Annotated in this window: 9 protein-coding genes; 1 reads left to right on the forward strand and 8 read right to left on the reverse strand. The window is 62.4% G+C overall.

What is annotated here, in order from left to right; genetic code table 11:
- Positions 1-28 precede the first annotated feature (28 nt).
- Together AC1D10_RS33815 and AC1D10_RS33820 are read right to left on the reverse strand one after the other, a co-directional pair.
- Positions 29-331: a glycosyltransferase family 2 protein gene (locus AC1D10_RS33815; RefSeq protein WP_477279414.1), complete on the reverse strand. Its 303-nt coding sequence runs from the start codon at positions 329-331 to the stop codon at positions 29-31.
- Positions 328-3,258 carry a glycosyltransferase gene (locus AC1D10_RS33820; protein ID WP_477279416.1) on the reverse strand — a complete coding sequence of 977 codons (2,931 nt, stop codon included), beginning with the start codon at positions 3,256-3,258 and terminating at the stop codon, positions 328-330. The genes AC1D10_RS33815 and AC1D10_RS33820 overlap by 4 nt, the downstream gene beginning before the upstream one ends.
- Positions 3,259-3,915: 657 nt before the next feature.
- On the opposite strand from AC1D10_RS33820, the gene AC1D10_RS33825 reads away from it, so the two are divergent.
- Positions 3,916-6,144 (forward strand): mechanosensitive ion channel family protein, encoded by a 2,229-nt coding sequence (locus AC1D10_RS33825; RefSeq protein WP_477279418.1) that lies wholly within the window; start codon positions 3,916-3,918, stop codon positions 6,142-6,144.
- A gap of 396 nt (positions 6,145-6,540) precedes the next feature.
- Here AC1D10_RS33825 and AC1D10_RS33830 read toward each other — a convergent pair whose 3' ends face one another.
- Genes AC1D10_RS33830 through AC1D10_RS33855 form a run of 6 tightly spaced genes read right to left on the reverse strand, consistent with a single transcriptional unit; the run spans position 6,541 to position 14,233 of the window.
- Positions 6,541-8,160: a GMC family oxidoreductase gene (locus AC1D10_RS33830; protein WP_477279420.1), complete on the reverse strand. Its 1,620-nt coding sequence runs from the start codon at positions 8,158-8,160 to the stop codon at positions 6,541-6,543.
- On the reverse strand, positions 8,157-9,671 hold the full coding sequence (locus AC1D10_RS33835; RefSeq protein WP_477279422.1) for an FGGY-family carbohydrate kinase: 1,515 nt from the start codon (positions 9,669-9,671) through the stop codon (positions 8,157-8,159). Before AC1D10_RS33835 ends, AC1D10_RS33830 begins: the two co-directional genes overlap by 4 nt.
- Positions 9,672-9,693: 22 nt before the next feature.
- On the reverse strand, positions 9,694-10,536 hold the full coding sequence (locus tag AC1D10_RS33840; RefSeq protein WP_477279424.1) for a class I fructose-bisphosphate aldolase: 843 nt from the start codon (positions 10,534-10,536) through the stop codon (positions 9,694-9,696).
- Entirely contained in the window at positions 10,527-12,239 is a 1,713-nt protein-coding gene (locus tag AC1D10_RS33845; protein WP_477279426.1) for a glycerol-3-phosphate dehydrogenase/oxidase, read from the reverse strand. The genes AC1D10_RS33840 and AC1D10_RS33845 overlap by 10 nt, the downstream gene beginning before the upstream one ends.
- A 21-nt stretch (positions 12,240-12,260) precedes the next feature.
- Positions 12,261-13,256, reverse strand: a complete 996-nt coding sequence (locus tag AC1D10_RS33850; RefSeq protein WP_477279428.1) for an aldo/keto reductase — start codon at positions 13,254-13,256, stop codon at positions 12,261-12,263.
- Positions 13,253-14,233 (reverse strand): sugar-binding transcriptional regulator, encoded by a 981-nt coding sequence (locus AC1D10_RS33855; RefSeq protein ID WP_477279430.1) that lies wholly within the window; start codon positions 14,231-14,233, stop codon positions 13,253-13,255. Before AC1D10_RS33855 ends, AC1D10_RS33850 begins: the two co-directional genes overlap by 4 nt.
- Positions 14,234-14,247 lie beyond the last annotated feature (14 nt).

Here is a 14,247-nt window from a genome sequence, read left to right on the forward strand (position 1 = left end):
CTTGCGATGTCCTTTGTGGATGGCTCCTTTATCGTGGGGTCACTGCGACAGCACGCCTTCCAACCGTCAGAATGCCGTCATTGGGGAGCGGCACCGTCGACATGGGTAATCGCGAAGCGACGTGTGCCCAGGCGGCCACACCGGCGTTTGCCCGCTCGATCAGCCGCGCGCGCGTATCGATCTCCGCGTGACATCGGGCGATCGCGGCAGTCTGGCCGCGTGAGCCATGGTCAACAACAATAATCTCGAGCGCGCGCACGCTGCGGAGCGTCTCGTCGATTGTAACGTGCGCATTGTGAGCGGGAATAATGACACAAGTTTCACCGTTCACTCGAGCACGGCCTCGACAATGGCAACAAAGTGATCGAGCGAGCGATCCCCGCGAATCTCGATGCGCGGAAGGTCGATGGGATCGCAATCGAGGTCCGCCGGCCCGTGTTTGCGGCCGAAGCCGATTCGATAGCCGCACTCCTTGGCCAGCCGGCCAAGCCGTCGGTCGGTGACGGAGAAGGGTGCCGCGAACGCCGTGGTTGGCCGACCGGTCCACCGTTCGATGAACATACGAGAGCGCAGAAGCTCGGCGGCCAGGTCAGAGCTCGACAGACCATCGATCGCGCAATGCGTCGCCAGATGGCTTCCGAAGAACGCGCCTTCGCCGGAGAGGCGTCGGACGGTCCCGGCGTCCATAAGCTGCGTCGGCGGACCGCTGACGGCGTCCCACCTTGCACTTTCACCGACCAGGTCCGTCACCAGGAACACTTCCGCGGTCAGGTCGTTCGCGCGCAATGTCGGCCAGGCATGGTCGGCAAAGTTCTGGAAGCCGTCATCGAAGGTGATGAGCACTGGGCGGCCAACGAAAGGGCGACGGTTGGCGACGAACCATTCCAGCTGCTCTGAATTAATCGCATGAAAGCCATTGGCGCGCAGCCATGCCATCTGGCTGCCGAATGCGGCCGGGGTGAGCCGAAAACGGGCGAGCGCGGCCGGACCATCATCGGAGACGCTGTGATACATGAGGACAGGGATACGCTGCCGCCGCTCGCTACGGGCGACGTCGCGGCGCAAGGCCCGCGCCCCGCCCCAGACGATATTTCGCGCGACCCCAATTTCGACGGGCGCGCGGATTGGCACATGATCTATCATCGGTTCCGTCGCCACGTCGGCTGGTGACAGGCGGCGGAAGCGGTCTATGCGATAGAGCTCGGTCTGGATCGATTGCTCGAGGACGAGGCCTTCGGTCCCTGCCAGCGTCTCTGAGATCACTTGTGCACCGAAAGTGTTCCAGTCGAAGCCCGTCCTTTCAACATTGTCACGCAGCACGAATGCGTGTGCGCTGATGAAGCTGCCGCCAGGCGCCAACGCGTCAAGGAGTTTTTTGGCGATGCGCCGCAACTCGGCGAGATCATCCAGGTAGTAGAGCACTTCCGAACAGACGATCAGATCCATCTCACCCGGCAGCGTGTCCGCAGAGAAATCCAGTACGCCGAACTCAACATTCGGCTGATCGCTGCATCGCTCCCGCGCCCGCCCGATGGCTACGGCGGAGATGTCAGTTGCGGTCAAATGGCCCACACGCGGCGCCAGCTGCCGCGTGAAGTGGCCCTCCGCGCAGGCCAGCTCAAGCGCCCGTCCGATGGGACCGGGAGGCAGAATTTCGAGCTGCCGCTCATATTTTTCCTGCTCATAGGGCGCACCGTAGTTCCAGGGATCCTCGGTCGCGAAATGGCGATTCCAGAACGACGTGCGATCATTATCGTGCCCACCCGCGGCCCGTGCACGGCGTGGCGCTCCAAGAGGCTCTGCAGGTTCGGCGCTCGACCGAACCAGCCACCGCGCTTCGGCGGCTAATCTTGCGAGTTTGCCGAAGTGGCTGTCCCGATCAGACCGGCGTCCCGCTATGGACGACAATGCCTCGGCTGCAAACATGTTTGACTTGTCGGCACCGGCGGCCTTTTGCGGTGCAAGCCGCTCAGGGGGCACGAAATCCAGGGTCAATTCAATCCAATGACGCCTTGTCACTTTCCCAAGTACGCCGAACTGCACGAGAGCCTCGATCTGGCCATCCATCATCAGATAGGCATAAATTTGATCGATTCCTTCCGGAACTTCGGTCGCGGTCGGATTTCGAGCGTCGACGCGAATTCCAAGTGTCCGCGCCAGCCTGCGCGGCGCGGCAAGATCGTCGACGTCGAGAAGCATTTGCTCAAGGTGATACTGGACGCGGCGACCCGCCGCGGGATTGTCCCAGACCTTGGCGAGTTCGATGATCAACTCGGTGAGGGAGCCGCCGAACCTGTCCCACCTGGCAGCCAATTGCGCCGGCACCGATAGGCTTCCTACCATAAGGCCATCGAAGGCCACCTTGGCGATCTCACCCGCCCACTTGCGCCCTGCCGGGAGTGCGCGCAGGGACTGCGGATTGATCGGGCGCGAGCCGCAGCCGCAATCCGACGCAGCGTTCCACAACGCGAACCACGCGAGTGCTTCTGAAGCGGTGCGGCCGTTCGCCTCGATCGCTCCATTGGCGTGTGCCGATGCTGGGTGTTTGACCCTCGGATCAGGAGAAAAGCCGCGGGCGATCACGATTTCCGCATCTATCAGCATCTGCGTCGAATTGCGGGAGAGCGAGTTGGGGCTGATCCGATAGAAAGCGAGCGGCTCGTCGGCCATCACCCAACGTTTGCCTAGACGTGCGAGGCGCTGCCACAGATCCCAGTCCTCGCAGGTGCGCAGCGACACATCGAAACCGCCCAACTCGACAATTGTCTCCCGGTCGACTAGCAGCGCGTGAGTGCGAATGGCACACTGGCGGGCGAATGTTTCGAAGGGCTGGATCGCGACCTCCGTTGAGATGCTCGACGGGGTGAGTTCGCCATCGGGCATCACGCGCCGAGAACCGCAATAGGCGGCCACTGCATCTGGAGCGGTTTTCAGCGCGGCCAGCATTTTCGCAAGGAAGCTGGCATCCACCCAATCGTCGGCATCCAGAAACATGAGCCAGCGGCCGCGGGCTGTCGAAATCCCGCTATTGCGCGCGCCGGCGGCGCTACACGCGCAAGAGCTCAACGTCCGAAATCGGGCATCGTGCTCCACATAACCGGCGATGATCGCGGGGGTGCGGTCCGTGGAGGCGTCGTCGACGATGATCGCCTCCCAATCCACTATTTCCTGATCGAGAAGGCAATCGAGTGCGCGCTCCAGCGTTGCCTCTGCGTTGTGCGCGGGAACCACGATTGAAACCAAGGGATTGTGCGCCACGCCGTCTTACCCGCGCCTGGTTCGAAGGTAGAACAATGGTCCCGAAACATAGCCGGCGATTCCCCGCCAAAGGAGACGGTCCTGCCCGCGGATGCTGGCAAGCGTCGCGCCGATGGTTTGCTCGGCATCGAACATCGGTACCACACCGCCTACGGTAGCATCGTCCTGGACCATCGAGCTTTCGTTTTCTTCGGCAAGAGTTGGCGAATGTCAAAGACGAATGACGGCATCGGATGGCAGCACCGCTCTGTCAAGATCGGGGCGAATTGGACGCAGGCAAAAAAGACTTGAAGACAGGCTGAATGGCGCAAGGGCTCATGCCCCTCGTAGTATATGAGCCTGGGATCCTGGTGCCGGGCGCTCTACGCCCAGCATCACGGACGCCCAGTTCATAGAACGGCTGGAGGCTTGGACCGCAGTCAGAATGCCCTGACTCCCGGCGGCTAAACACCGCCAAGTACCGGCGCAACGCTCTGGCTCGCAACGATGACGTCTTGCACCGCAACATCGCTTTCTTCAAGGTAGGGCAACAACGGACTAGATGTCGTTGCTTGCCGATTTGACCGGAAGGTTAACAGCACGATGCCACTCATGATTCGACGTTTGGGAGCCAGGAACCTGGCGCGCCCGCCACGATGTCTCGGAGATCTGACGGCGATGTTTGTCCTGATTGCCAGGCCGCTCGTCTTTGGGATCGCCCTCCTGTTGGCCGGTCAGGCACAGGCGCAGGCGCCGGCGACCGTCCCGCCTGAGAGGGTCAAACAGCTGTTCGAGCTTCTCGACGATCCGTCCGTGAAGGCCTGGGTGGCCGAACAACGAAATCAGGACGCCGGATCAACGGGTGCGCCTGCCGAGGCAGGAGCTTCGCCGACCGACGCATCGTCCGGCGCCGTGGCCGCACCAGGCCAGATGAATACGATGGCATCCTCGACGCTCGATCGGATCAGGCATCATATCGAAAGAATCGTGCGAACTTTGCCCCTGCTGCCTGGCCAGTTTGCGCGCGTTCGGGCAGAGACCATGGACGATATGTCCAGCAAGGGGGCTGCCGGCGTATTGATCCTGACTGCGATGTTCATCGCTGCCGGCCTGGCGCTCACTTGGGCAACGTACAGGCTCACTCGTTCATTTCGCCTTTGGATTATCGCGCAATCGAAGGATACGCCAATCGGGCGAGCCAAGAAGATTGGTGGTCGCGCGCTTTATTCCAGCATGCTGATCGTCTCATTCGCACTGGGCAGCGCCGGCGCGTTCATGTTGTTCGACTGGCCAATGCTTATCCGCGAGATTGTACTGACATTTCTGATGGCGGCAGTCGTCACACGGGGTGTGCGCATGTACGTCATGGCCATGCTCGTCCCTTCTTTCATGAAGGTCGAGAACGCCGTCGAGGTTCGCGCTTTGCCGATCACCAACGAAACGGCTGACCATTGGTCTTATTGGCTACCCTGGATCGTCGGCGTCTTCGCCTTCTTCGGCGCCGCTTTTATCCTCTTGCCCGGTCTCGGCATCGATCAGGACGGAATGATGGTCCTGTCACTGGGCGCCGATTTCGTGCTGCTGTTGGTCGTGCTGCTTGCCATTTGGCGTCGGCCAGGATCGCAGCGAGCCGGTACGCGCCAAAGCGGTCACACGGAAGCGACATGGCTATTGACGGCTTATTTCGTCGTTCTGTTCCTACAGCGCATCGCCGGCCTCTATACCTACTTCTGGTTTACCTTCGCCGCATTCTTCCTGCCTTTGGCAATCTTGCTGACGCGGCGCGGGGTTAATTTCGTCCTGCGGCCTGGTTCGGAAGATGTCGGCCGGCCTACGATCCCGGCAGTGACGATCGCTGTCGTCGATCGCGGAATCCGGATGATTTTGATCCTGGCGGCGGCTTACTTTCTCGCGCGTGTCTGGGGTCTGAACATGCAATCGATGCGGGACAGCGATACGACGACGGCGTTCATATTGCGCGGTTTGATCAATGTCGTGGTCATTGCCCTCGCAGCCGATTTCGGCTGGTCGATCATAAAGGCTTTGATCGAACGAAAGCTGGGCATCGAAATGCCGCACCCTGTGACCAGCGACGAGGACGTCCCGATCCTCGATTCGCAGCAGGCGCGGCTGCACACGCTCTTGCCGATCCTCCAGAACATGCTGCTCGCATTGATCGTCGTGATGGCGGTGCTGATGATGCTCGCCTCTATGGGTATCCAGATCGGCCCACTGATCGCCGGCGCTGGCGTCGTCGGCGTCGCGGTGGGCTTTGGCGCACAAACCGTCGTCAAGGACGTCATTTCAGGCGTGTTTTTTCTGCTCGATGATGCGTTTCGTGTCGGCGAATATATTTCCTCGGGCAATTACAAGGGTACCGTGGAAAGCTTTTCGCTGCGCTCTGTGAAGTTGCGCCACCACCGTGGCCCGCTGTTCACAATACCGTTCGGTGAACTCGGGGCGGTCCAGAACCAGAGCCGTGACTGGGTTATCGACAAATTCAACATCACCGTTGGCTATGACACCGATATCGACTTCGCGCGCAAGCTGATCAAGCGGATCGGCCTCGAACTGGCGGAAGATCCCGAGTTCAAGAACTGGGTGCTCGACCCAATCAAGATGCAGGGGGTACAGGAGTTCGGCGAGTACGGCATCGTGTTGAGGGTCAAGGCGACAACCAGACCGGGAGGCGCCTTCGGCATGAAACGCAAATTCTATGTACGCCTGCGCCAAGTCTTCAAGGAGCAGGGCATCGAACTGCCATTCCCGACCGTCCATGTCCAGGGGCTACAGAACCCACATGGGGCAGAGAATGCGCCATTGGAGGAGATCACACCCGAGTTGAAAATGGCCGTCGCGCAGTCGCACACCAATCGGCGCAGAAAAAAAGCCAGCACAACGGAGTAGGAAAGCTATGAGACCTGCCGGGCACAGCGCGGCTTTCCGCGCCAGTGGCTGGGATACTCTTTTAAGCGCCGCGTCACTCAATAGGGGATTTTGATGGCGCCAGTCCGGATCGCTTGACCGATACTGTCCATGAGGGACGTAGCATGGAGATCGACAGGCAGCGGGTTTGGCGGCGGGCCGAATTTCTTCTCGAAGATCTTTCGTTTTCCCCAGGCGCCGAGCAAGAAATAAGGCGCGACCGCGGGAGGCCAGCCAACAGATCTGCGTACAGTAACTGTTCGCCAATCGGGGGCGGCAGGGCAGCCAGCAGGCACATCCGCAGGCTCGCGGTGATTTCCGAGCGCCGCAGGGGCGGGATGACACGACGTGTTCTGGACGCGGCACGTCGCCCGAGCATCATTGGCGTGGGTCCAGCAGGATCATCTCCGCCGCCTTTTCGGCGATCATGATGACCGGCGAGTTGGTGTTGCCCGAGACGATAGTCGGCATCACCGAAGCATCGACCACACGCAAGCCGTCAATGCCATGCACGCGCAGGCGATCGTCGACAACGGCCAAGGTGTCGGAGCCCATCTTGCAGGTACCGACGGGATGGAAGATGGTCGTGCCGATGTCGCCGGCCTTGCGGATGAGGTCTTCGTCGCTGTCATATTGCGCGCCGGGCAGCATCTCTTCCGGCGCAAAATGCGCCACCGCCCGAGCCTTCATCAGGCTGCGGACATGGCGCAGTGAAGCGACGGCGACGCTGCGATCCCCCTCGGTGGAGAGATAGTTCGGCCGGATCTTCGTTGCCTCACGCGGATCCGACGATCCCACATGCACCGTACCGCGGCTTTCCGGACGCAGATTGCAGACCGACACGGTGACCGCCGGAAAGCGATGCAGCGGCTCTCCCAGCCGGTCGGTACTCAGCGGCTGCACATGGTACTCAAGATCAGGTGTTGCCAGACGCGGGTCGCTCCTGGCAAAGATGCCGAGTTGGCTTGGCGCCATCGACAACGGCCCGCTGCGCCTGAGTGCGTATTCAAGCCCCATCGATGCGCGGCTGAGCAGATTGTGGTAGCGCTGGTTGAGCGTGGCGGCGTTTGAGACCTTGAAGACTGTGCGGATCTGCAGATGGTCCTGCAGGTTTTCGCCAACGCCCGGTAAGCCATGGCGGATATCCACGCCAATGCCCGAGAGCAGGTCCGGCCGGCCAACCCCGGAGAGTTCGAGGATCTTCGGCGAGTTGATGGCCCCGGCAGCAAGGATCGTTTGTCCGGCACGGACACGATGCAGGTGGCGGTCGTGGCGGAACAAAAGCCCGGTGACGCTCCGGCCTTCGAACTCAAGGCGTTCCGTCTCCGCGCCAAGTACAATGCGCAGGTTCTTGCGCGCCGCAATGCCGCGCAAGAACGCTTTCGATGTGTTCCAGCGCACGCCCTTCCTCTGGTTGACCTCGAAATAGCCCGAGCCTTCATTGGTGCCGGTGTTGAAGTCGTCGGTGCGGGGAATTCCGAGTTCCTCGGCCGCGTCCCGGAATGCATCAAGGATCGGCCATGACAGGCGTTGCCGCTCGACCCGCCATTCGCCGCCGCTGCCGTGCATGGCGCCCTTGCCGCCGTGATAGTCTTCCGATTTCAGGAAGTAGGGCAGAACGTCGTCCCACGCCCAGCCGACATTGCCTGCTTGGCGCCAGCCATCGTAGTCGGCGGCCTGGCCGCGCATGTAGATCATGCCGTTGATCGACGAACAGCCTCCAAGCACCTTGCCGCGCGGATAGTTGAGGCTGCGGCCGTTCAGACCGGCATCTGGCTCGGTCTTCATCATCCAGTCGGTGCGTGGGTTGCCCATGCAGAAGAGGTAGCCGATCGGGATATCGACCCAGTGGTAGCGGTCGCTGCCGCCGGCCTCGAGTAGCAACACCTTGTTGCGCGGATCGGCGGAGAGCCGGTTGGCCAGCACGCAGCCGGCCGAGCCGGCACCGACGATGACATAGTCGTAGTTGCCGAACGGAGACGGTGAAGCTTCGGTCACGTGCGTGCCTGCTGTCCGGCGATGCGCTCCCACATCGGGGTCATCGCCTGGTTGATCTCGCCGTACAAGCGATAGCGCCGCCCGTATGCGCCGGCAACCGCTGCATTCGGCACAAAGTGCCGTGCAGCCGCCGTCATGGCTGCGGCGCCGGCGCTGTAGTCAGCGAAGATGCCGATCCCGGTGCCCGCCGCGATCGCCGCTCCCAGGGCTCCGGTCTCGCGGCTGCGCGCGACGGTGACCGGCACGCCGAGCACATCGGCGAAGATCTGCGGCCAGACGCTGCTGCGCGAACCGCCGCCCGAAAGCACCACATGGTCGAAATCGGCGCCCGCTTTGTGCAATGTCTCGACATGGCGCCTGTGCTCGAAGGCGACGCCCTCGAACAGCGCACGCAACAGATGCGCCCGGCCATGCCAGCCGGCGATGCCGTAGAAGCCGGCGCGCGCGTGGCCATTCTGCTGCGAGCCGTAGAGGAAAGGATGGTAGATCGGGACGTCATCTTCGGGATCGACGGTGGCGACGAGCTCACTGCACAATTCGAAAGGCGACTTCTCGGCGTCGCCGCCGTGCTCGAGGAATTCGCGAACGATCCACTCGAGATTGGCGGCCGAGGTCGCGCTGGATTCGATCGCCAGATATCGCTTGCGATCGAAAGTCGACAGCATGAAGATCGAAGGGTCTCGGATCGGCTCGTCGGTGATGACCTGGTTGATGCTCCAGGTTCCGGCAATGACTGAGACAGCACCCGTTTTGGTAACGCCAGAGCCGACCGCGCTGGCGACGACATCGAACAGCCCGGCCACCACGGGCGTGCCGACGCTCAGTCCTGTCACGGCCGCCACCTTGTCGCTGACATACCCCGCGATATCGGCCGATTCCAACACCGGTGGCAGCAGGTCCATAAAGTCATCGAGCCCGTAGGCGGCAAGCAGGTCCGGCTCGTAGCGCCGGTCACGCATTTGCAGCAGCCCGCAGCCCGACATGTCCGAGGTGTCGCTGCTGCGCGCATCCGTCAGGCGATTGACGATGAAATCCTTGCACAGGAAAACCGTGCCGATCCGGGCGAACAGCGCCGGCGAAAAGCGCTTGAGCCAGGCAAGCAGCGTCGGTGTCTGCGCCGCCCACGGCCGTTGCAGGCAGTGAGTGTAGGTGCGGTCGCCGACATTCCGCTCGGCCCATTCGGCAACGATGCCGACGGCGCGCGTGTCGAGCGACTGGATGCCGATCAGCGGTTCGCCCTGGCGATCGAGCGCATAGAGCCCGTTGCCGTGGCCAGCACAGCCGATGGCGACGATCTCGCCGGCGTCGATGCCCGCCTGGGCGATGCACTGGCCGATGACCGAAACCGCATTGAGCCACAGTTCGTCGAGGTCGCGCTCGACATGTCCGGGCTTTGGCATGCACGAATGGCCGTCGCGGACAGCAAGCGCCAGCTCGCGTCCCGACAGGTCGAAGAGAATGGCCTTGATGACGGTGTTGCCGGCATCGAGGCCGAGAATGTACTTACCCATTGGCTCCTCCCGATGCTGCGACCTATGCCTGCTTGTACAGGTCCCAGGCGACGGCACCATCGGCATCGTCATGAATGATCGCCATCAGCCCGCGCACGACAGCGCTCGGATTGTCATGCTGATAGATGTTGCGGCCATAGACCATGCCGAACGCGCCTTGCGCCATCAAGGCAGCTGACTTGTCGAACACCGCACGCAGATCCTCCTTGCCGCCGCCACGCACCAGCACCGGGCAGCGCGCGGCCTCGACGACGCGGTGGAAGTCGTTGGGATCGGTTGTCGGATCAGCCTTGATGATATCGGCCCCCATCTCACGTGCCAGCCGGGTCAAGGTAACGATCCTTTCGGCGTCGCCGTCGACCATGTAGCCTCCATGTTCAGCGACCGGCAGCATGGCCAGCGGCTCGATCATCAGCGGCAGGCCATATTTCTCGCAATCGGCGCGGACCCGGGCGATGTTCTGCACGCATTGCCGGAACAGGTCCGGCTCGTCAGGCAGCATGAACAGATTGACCACGACGCAGGCCGCATCCATTTCCATGGCGCCGAGCAAGGGCTCGGCTTCGTTCTGCAGCACCGCCCACATCGCCCGGTGACGTGTCCTGTTGTAGGGGTTCCCCATGTCGATGCGCATGACCAGTGCCGGCTTGTCCTTGCCTGGCACGGATTGCAGAAGGTCGGCCTGGCCGTAGTTCATCTGGATGGCGTCGGGGCCGGCCTTGACCAGTTGAGCGACGACGCCAGCCATGTCTTCGAGCCCGGCAAGAAAGCTCGGTTCGTTGCAGACGCCGTGATCGATGGCGACGTCGAGGCAGCGGCCACCGCCGAACAGCCGGTTCATGCGGACTTTGTTGTTCACGCGCATAGGGCGCTCCTTTTGTCGTTCGTCTGGGAGAGGGTTGAAAGGTCGATGCCGTGCTTGTGGGCGAGCAAGGCGAGGAAGGCAGAACGCTCGATGGCGGCTTGTGCTGCGTCCCAGCCTTTGCTGGCGGCGAGGATGTCGAGCACAGCGTCGACGAGATCGAGGTTGAGGCCGCCCGAGATGGCAATGGTGGTGCGGCGCAGGAACAAATCGGCCAGGCACTCGACCTGTTCGCGCTCGACAATCAGGTGGATTTCGCCAGCGGAGTAATCCGACTGCGCCAGCATCGGGTCAGAGGCGAGGTTCGTTGCGAAATCCTCGGCCGATGTGCCGTACCGCTGAAGCAAAGTATGCGCGCGTTCGATCGTGAGACCATGCTTCGCCGCCAGCTCGGCGCACCATTTTTGCGGATCGGCGGGGAAGTCGCGACCGCCGCCGATGGCAAGGTTTTCCGTGCCTGAGCTGCGCGTGAGGCCAAGGCGTTCCAGCGCCATGTCGGCCGCCATTTCGCCGAAGGAGCGGAAAGTCGTCCACTTGCCGCCGATCATGCACAGCATCGCTGGCAGATGGCCGCCCGCTTCGACGAATTCGCAGAAATGATCACGTGGGATACGCCCCGTGAAGCTGTCGTCGCTGGCGGGCAGGGGGCGTACGCCGGCGAAGCGGAAGACGATCTCTTTGTCGGCAACGGCGATCGAGGGGAAGACGAAGGCGAGCGACTGGAGGATGTAACTTCGCTCGTCGTCCTCACAGCGCACCTGGTCGGGATCGTCGATGCGGATGTCGGTCGAGCCGACCAGCACCTTGCCGAGATAAGGAAACAGGATGCAAATGCGTCCATCCTCGTTTTCGTAATAGACCATGTGTCCGCCAAGCGCGTCGTAAAGCTCGGCATTGTCAACGATGAGGTGCGAACCCTTGGTGCCGCCCATCATGCGTGGCGCGACCGCACCGATGGCCTTGTTGGTCAGGTCGATCCAGCCGCCGGTGGCGTTGATGATCAGCCGTGGGCGGATAGGCAGCGTCTCGCCTGTCAAGATGTCGGTGAGGGTGAGGCCTGCCTCTGTCGAATTGACTGCTGCATAGTTCAGCGCACATCCAGACCATCCTGCTGATATGGCGTCGAGCAGCATCTCCAGGCCAAGGCGCTCGGGTCGGCTGACCCATGCGTCATAGTAGGTGGCGGAGTTGCGGATCGATGGATTGATCGCCGGCCATGCCTTCAGGGTCTCGGCTCGTCCCCTGAACCGGTGCGTCGGCATCAGGCGCCTGGCCTTGGCGAACAAGTCGTACATGGTGAGCCCGGCCTTGATCACCAGCGCGCCTCGCCGGCTTGGCCGCCGTGTCAGCCCAAGGAAGCGGACGGCACCATTGGCGATGCCCGAGAAGGTATCGAATATCGGCACCGTCGTTGGTAGCGGCGCGACATAGTGCGGCGCGTTCTTCAGCAGCCGGTCGCGCTCGATGAGCGACTCGCGCACCAGTTTGAATTCGCCGTTTTCGAGGTAGCGCAGGCCGCCATGCACCATGCGCGACAAAGCGGCACTCGCACCGCTGCAATAATCGCCCTTTTCCGCCAGCACGACATCGACGCCCTGCAAGGCCAGTTCGCGAAAGACGCTGATGCCGTTGATGCCGCCTCCGATGACGAGCACGGCAATGTCCGGCCGGTCGCGCAGACCGGCGATTGTATGGCTACGGGTCATCGGGGCTGTTGCCTTTTTTGCTCAGGCATCCATTGCGGTGAGATGCGCGGCTGCGGCAGCATCGATTGCCGCAATCTCGCCTGCCTCGAGCGTCACCTCGCCGGCTCGCGCATTGTCGAGCGCCTGTTCGGGGGTGCGCGCGCCACACAGGGCAAAAGTGATGCCGGGCTGCGCAAGCGTCCAGGCGATGACGATCTGCGCCATTGATGCCTGGCGGCGTTCGGCAATCGGGGCGATGGCCTGCTTGAGCAGCGCCACCTTCTGCCGGTTGGCCATCGAGAAGCGCGGATTGTCCTTGCGCTGGTCGTCGCCACCGAATGTGCGTTCAGGATCGATCCTGCCGGTGAGCAGGCCCAGAGCCAGCGACGAGTAGCTGAGGGTGGCGATATCGTGCCGGCGGGTGTCCGGCAGCAGGCTGCCTTCGATCTCGCGATCGATCATTGAATAGCGTTCCTGGATCGCATCGAGCTGGCCGGCGTCGATATAGTGGCCTAGATCCTCGGCGCTGACATTGCTGGCGCCAATAGCCCGGATCTTGCCGGCTGCCTTGAGCTTTTCCAGTACCGCCACCGTGTCGGCGATGGGGGTGGTCGGATCCTGCCAATGGGTGATGTAGAGATCGATATGATCGGTGCCGAGACGGCGCAGGCTCTGCTCGACCTCATAGGCGATGCCGTCGGCGCCGAGATAACGATGCACCGGCTTGCCGTTCTGGTCGAAGAAATAGCCACCCTTGCCGGAATGCCAGTTCAGTCCGCATTTGGTTGCGATCACGACTTTGTCGCGTTTGCCCTTGATGGCGGCGCCGACGATCGCCTCGCTGCGGCCAAGGCCGTAGGCCGGCGCGGTGTCGATCAGGCTGAGGCCGGCGTCGATCGAGGCTTCGATCGCCCGCACCGACTCACGCTCGTCGGTGCCGCCCCACATCCATCCGCCAATCGCCCAGGTGCCCAGGCCTACGGCCGACGCCGATATGCCGGACTTGCCGATCTGTCGCTGGATCTGTCGAGAATTCATGCTGCCTCCTGTTGGGCCAACTCGAGGATCTGGAGCCCGGTGGCCTCGTCCGTGACGATGGTGTCGAGATGGTTTCCGCGCATCGCGCTCAGGATCGGCGCGACCTTGCTGGGTCCGCTTGCGATGCCGATCGAGCGCGGGATCGTCGCGAACTCGTCAAGCGTCAACGAGACCAGCGAACGGTTGAGCGAGTAGTTGCAAAGCCTGCCCTGGCGATCGATGAGATGAGCAAGCAATTCACCTGTCGCACCGGATTCTTCGATCGCCTGGCGGTCGGCATTCGAGGACGGATGCAGATCGTAGTAGCTCGAATCGTCGGTCAGGATGGAGCCGACACCCACCACCGCGACATCGGCCTCGCGCGCCTTGCGAAACACGTCGGCGACGGAGCTGACGCCCATCAGCATTTCGCGCTGCTGTGCGGTATCGGCAAACAGCGGCGCATGGATCTGATAGGCGCGGCCGCCGAGCTTGTCGGCCATAAGCGAGGCGACGTGATTGACGTCGGTGTAGTGCTTGCCTTGCACCAGGCCGGTCGCGGGGATGATTTCGACATCGTAGCGGCGACCCGGTTTGAGACCGGCGACCAGTGCGCTGACGCCCTTGCCTCCGGTGATCGAGATGGTGTCGCCGTCCTTGATGGTGTCGAGCAGCAACCGCGCCGCCGCCTCGCCGACCCGCTGCAGGGCAGTGTGAGGATTGTCGGAGACCGACGGCACGACGACCGCCCGCTCGATACCGCCGAGCGCCACGAGCCGCGCCTCCAGGTCGACCAGATGGTCGATCGGCGATTTGATCTTGATCTCGACGAGACCGAGCTGGTGGCCGCGCTTGATCAGCCGGTTGACGGTGGCGTGCGAGATGCCGAGCTCCCTGGCAATCTCGGCCTGGGTCTTGCCTTCGACATAATGCAGGACAAGCGCCTGGTGCATCTGGCGGACAGCGGCAATGTCGTCGCGGGTGTTGGGAGGGGCCATGGTCTTGCTCGGTG

The organism is Mesorhizobium sp. P2_A8, from assembly GCF_056404935.1.

Bases quoted from the DNA above. Each gene is read 5' to 3' on its own strand.
- AC1D10_RS33825 (WP_477279418.1), top strand. From the start codon at position 3,916: ATGTTTGTCCTGATTGCCAGGCCGCTCGTCTTTGGGATCGCCCTCCTG.
- AC1D10_RS33835 (WP_477279422.1), bottom strand. From the start codon at position 9,671: ATGGGTAAGTACATTCTCGGCCTCGATGCCGGCAACACCGTCATCAAG.
- AC1D10_RS33840 (WP_477279424.1), bottom strand. From the start codon at position 10,536: ATGCGCGTGAACAACAAAGTCCGCATGAACCGGCTGTTCGGCGGTGGC.
- AC1D10_RS33845 (WP_477279426.1), bottom strand. From the start codon at position 12,239: ATGACCCGTAGCCATACAATCGCCGGTCTGCGCGACCGGCCGGACATT.
- AC1D10_RS33850 (WP_477279428.1), bottom strand. From the start codon at position 13,256: ATGAATTCTCGACAGATCCAGCGACAGATCGGCAAGTCCGGCATATCG.
- AC1D10_RS33855 (WP_477279430.1), bottom strand. From the start codon at position 14,233: ATGGCCCCTCCCAACACCCGCGACGACATTGCCGCTGTCCGCCAGATG.